Annotated in this window: 6 protein-coding genes and 1 pseudogene; all 7 read right to left on the bottom strand. The window is 41.5% G+C overall.

The window, feature by feature from the left end; all coding sequences use genetic code 11:
* Positions 1–225 (bottom strand): annotated as a pseudogene (locus KW93_RS07950) (peptidylprolyl isomerase); the annotation flags it as partial.
* Positions 226–364: 139 nt separating this feature from the next.
* Positions 365–550: a hypothetical protein gene (locus tag KW93_RS17810; protein WP_033542465.1), complete on the bottom strand. Its 186-nt coding sequence runs from the start codon at positions 548–550 to the stop codon at positions 365–367.
* A 59-nt stretch (positions 551–609) separates the two neighbouring features.
* Positions 610–1,155, bottom strand: a complete 546-nt coding sequence (locus tag KW93_RS07960; RefSeq protein ID WP_033542466.1) for a DUF3267 domain-containing protein — start codon at positions 1,153–1,155, stop codon at positions 610–612.
* A gap of 107 nt (positions 1,156–1,262) precedes the next feature.
* Entirely contained in the window at positions 1,263–1,823 is a 561-nt protein-coding gene (locus KW93_RS07965; RefSeq protein ID WP_033542467.1) for an HTH-type transcriptional regulator Hpr, read from the bottom strand.
* Between the two features lie 142 nt (positions 1,824–1,965).
* The gene (locus KW93_RS07970) at positions 1,966–2,415 is read right to left on the bottom strand and encodes a YtxH domain-containing protein (protein ID WP_052131515.1); all 450 of its coding nucleotides are present in this window, start codon (positions 2,413–2,415) and stop codon (positions 1,966–1,968) included.
* Between the two features lie 124 nt (positions 2,416–2,539).
* Complete coding sequence (locus tag KW93_RS07975; RefSeq protein WP_033542468.1) at positions 2,540–3,070, bottom strand: tryptophan transporter; 531 nt, start codon at positions 3,068–3,070, stop codon at positions 2,540–2,542.
* A 108-nt stretch (positions 3,071–3,178) separates the two neighbouring features.
* Entirely contained in the window at positions 3,179–3,610 is a 432-nt protein-coding gene (locus KW93_RS07980; RefSeq protein WP_033542469.1) for an HIT family protein, read from the bottom strand.
* Positions 3,611–3,757 lie beyond the last annotated feature (147 nt).

Below are 3,757 nucleotides of genomic sequence, written 5' to 3' on the forward strand. Positions count from 1 at the left end.
TTCTTCATCAGTCACTTCATATTCTTCAGCGAGGACTTTTTCGATCATCATGATCTGAACAGCCTGGTCTCCGATTGAAGTTTTCATTTCTTCATATAAATCATCTTTTGTAATATCTCCTACTTCAGAAGTCACAAGGACCGTGCTGTCTGCGTTGTCATCGCTGCATGCAGCAAGGGCCAATACTGACGCCGCCAAAGATAAAGTTAATACTGTTTTCTTCATAAATTCCGCTCCTATCATACAATCTGGTTGCCGTAGTTACTATAACATAAACGCCGAATAAATAAAAAAGTTTCTTAATAATGCTAAAAGAGGGTATTGTGCGTTTAAAAAAAGCCTATATGCCATAGGGCAAATAGACTTAAGGAGTGAATTCTACGCCTACATAAAGCGATACCAGCAAAATAGTTATCAATATATTAATCGTACGGAATATTTTCTCGTGATTTTCCTCTGGGATTTCCCGTGATGTTACCAATGCCAGGGTCATACGATTGATCTGGAAAAGATAAAACACTGAGAACATTACTACAAACGCGATAATCATGGATTTCCTCCCCTCTGCCTTAGGTTCAAGTATAACAAATTCGGAGAGAAAATACAGGATTAACTCATGGGCGGAGGAACAAGTATTTCAAAACCTGTGTCCGTTTCTTCTATAAAAGCATGCTTTGGCGTATGAAGAAGGTGACGGATGTAGATTACATCCGTCAGACACAGGCTGCAATGGTAAGCAAGCAAAATTGCAAAGTAGTGAATATAGGCCGGGTAGAAGACACTTGCAGCAATAATGCCCATATTTAATAATATCACGGGGGACATGAGTGCAAGCAAAAACCTTGTTTTGGCTACCGGTTCTTTAACATGGAGAGAGAAGCCAGGCAACATGCCTAATTGTTTCTTTATAATGAGCTTCAAACATTTCCGGCTGCCGATCAGCGGAAGAAAGTGAAGCATTTTATGAAGCGGATAAATGGCCAGCATTGAAAGGATAAAAAAGAAAAAATAACGGTCGGATAAAGGCGCGGTATAGAATAAGTTCAACAGCACATAAAACGCAGCAAAAACACCCGTCCCCGCTATGGCTGCGAAAGTGAGTAGGCGGTTTGTGCCGTATTCTTTTTTAACGTTTATCGTTTTCCAGCAGTGCATGAAATGTATCCCCTTGTATCGGTATTCTCTGTTGAGTCGATACATACAATACAACGATTAAACGATAAATGCAACTCTGTATTCAAAAGTATTTTTTGACAGCGTTTTCAGGTTTTTTCAATAAAATGGACAATATGGTTTTCCTCAACGAATTGGCTCTCGATGTTTTTAAAAGAGGCTTCGAATATCTCCATGAAATCATTACCATAAATGTTGCGGATAACCGCCATCACATCCAGGAATTCTGGAAATTTACCATACTGTTCACGGAGTTTCAGTGAGCCGTCTATGACGGAATGGGGAGTATCGTGATAGCGTACAATCATTTCCCGCATGAGTTCCATGCCTTTATCGGTAAGTTCAATGTACGTATTCCGCTTATCGGTATCACGTTTTGAAAAAGACAGGAGCTCCCGTTCTTCGAGTTTTTTTGAGAAGTTGAAAGCTGTGGAAACGTGCATGACACCGAATTTTGCCACATCAGATATTGATGCGCCTTTCAAATGGTAGGCGATCCAAAGAATATGGGCTTCATTGATGTTCAAGTCATATGGCTTAATCCATAATTGCCAATCTTTTTCTACCGCTTTCCATAAAGCTTTTGACAGTTGTCCGATACGCTGGCTAAACAACATCGCTTCTTTCATGGTATATTCACGTTCACTCATCCGAGCACCTGCTTCCCGTATTTTGAAATTTCTTTCATTATAGCAGTAAAGTAAAGTGAATAAAAGTCCGAATAGTAAAAAAACTTCATTAAAAAACTGCCAAAAGGCAGCTTTTTTATCGAATCACCAATTATATAATTGATTATTCTGAAACTTTTCTCTCAGGCGGCGATTCAATTTGATTGAATTCCGGATTTTTAACCTGCTTTTTCTCCTCATTATTATCGTCATCTTTTTTGTCTTTGCTGATTGTTTTCTGCAATTCTTCGATGGCATTTTGAATTGCCAGTATTTCCAGCTGAAGATGTTCTTTAGCCGGTCCGGTCTCTTCCTGCCATTTTGCCATCGACTGCTTGAGTCCGTCGACCACAACCGGCACCTGGGTTGAGGCTTCGGTTTTCAGGGTGTTTATTGACTCTTTTAACTGATCAATCTGCACTTTTACATCTGCCAGTTTTTCTTTCCAGTCTGAAGAAGCGGTTTTGACGGATCCCCGAAGTTCTTCACCGGATTGTGGTGTTGAAAATAATGTTGCTGCTGCTCCTGCAGCCAGTCCAGTCGCAAGGCCTATAAAAAAGTTCGATGCTTTCATGTATAATGCGCCCCTTTCGTCCTATAAAGGTCTTTTCCTCTATTTACCTTAATTAAAACATAAAACTGAACAGCTGTTCAAAGAAAAAAAGCTTTCCGGCGAATAATATGCCGGAAAGCTTTTATTATACTGTCTGTGTAACAGCGGTTTCGAATTTTGAGCGTTTGACCAAAGTGACGACTATCGGATAGATCAGGGCAAAAGCGACCCCGTTAAAAACCATCGCCGGCAGGACCACTGTAGTGAATAAAAGAGCAAACGGTATGTCTGCGCCAATCAGCAGGATAGCAGCTGACAGGAAAATGGATCCCGACAGGACTGTTCCGCCCGCACACAGGGCAATGGCAACCGGCAGCTTTGCTGCCGCTTTCTTAAGAAGGAAAACAAACGCCAGAAAAACGAAAGCTGTTATGAATTTATCAATGATATTCGGAAAGAAACCTCCAGGGAATGTTGAAAACAAACCGGAAATGACTCCTGTAGTAACTGCCAGTAAAAAAGTGGATTTCACATTAGGGAACAACAGGATGCCCACAAACATCATCGTCAGCATAAAGTCTGGCTTCATACCGCCGTTAATTCCCGGGATGACCACATAAAGTGCCGCCCCAACGCTGACAAGCAGCGCCATCAGTACAAGATTTTTCGTATTCATTTCTCATCTCTCCTCAGCTCATGGCTATTTTTTAAGCTCCTCCCGGCGTGTCCTCATGACCGCAGGCGAAAAACTTATTATTGATACTATACTGTCCAGCCGCCTAAATCAAGCCCCAGACTCCAATTTATTTTTCACTTCTTCTGCCAGCTCCTGTATGCGCTCTGAAGTGAATTCTTTTTCTTTCGTAATCCATTTCGCGCCAAAGCCATCCGTTTCGCCGTAGCGGGGGATAAAGTGCAGGTGGAAATGGAAAACGCTTTGTCCGGCTTTGGCACCGTTGTTATTCAGAAGGTTCATGCCAACCGGTTCGAATGTCTCTTTAATTGCCGCCGCAATTTTTGGTGCTACGCTGAAAAGCTGTGCGGCTTCATCGGGTTGAAGATCATACACGAACTCCCGGTGCGTTTTCGGGATGAGCAAAGTATGCCCTTTTGATAAAGGCATGATGTCCATAAAGGCAAAGACGTGTTCATCTTCATAGATTTTTACGCTTGGAATTTCACCTGCAATGATTTTGCAGAAAATGCAATTTGTCATATACATCATCCTTTCCATTTTCTTCAGTCTATCATATTTCATATGGAGAAAAAGAAATTGCCCGCAGATTTTGATACAATGGCTTTATGGGTTGAATGAAATAATTTGGTTTTGCAAACCGCTTCGGCGCTTTGGACCAGGTTCCCA

The sequence above is a fragment of the Planococcus sp. CAU13 genome (assembly GCF_000775575.1).
Taxonomy (GTDB): Bacteria; Bacillota; Bacilli; order Bacillales_A; family Planococcaceae; genus Planococcus.

Bases quoted from the DNA above. Each gene is read 5' to 3' on its own strand.
- KW93_RS07970 (WP_052131515.1), bottom strand. From the start codon at position 2,415: ATGAAAGCATCGAACTTTTTTATAGGCCTTGCGACTGGACTGGCTGCA.
- KW93_RS07960 (WP_033542466.1), bottom strand. From the start codon at position 1,155: ATGCACTGCTGGAAAACGATAAACGTTAAAAAAGAATACGGCACAAAC.
- KW93_RS07965 (WP_033542467.1), bottom strand. From the start codon at position 1,823: ATGAGTGAACGTGAATATACCATGAAAGAAGCGATGTTGTTTAGCCAG.
- KW93_RS07975 (WP_033542468.1), bottom strand. From the start codon at position 3,070: ATGAATACGAAAAATCTTGTACTGATGGCGCTGCTTGTCAGCGTTGGG.
- KW93_RS07980 (WP_033542469.1), bottom strand. From the start codon at position 3,610: ATGACAAATTGCATTTTCTGCAAAATCATTGCAGGTGAAATTCCAAGC.
- KW93_RS17810 (WP_033542465.1), bottom strand. From the start codon at position 550: ATGATTATCGCGTTTGTAGTAATGTTCTCAGTGTTTTATCTTTTCCAG.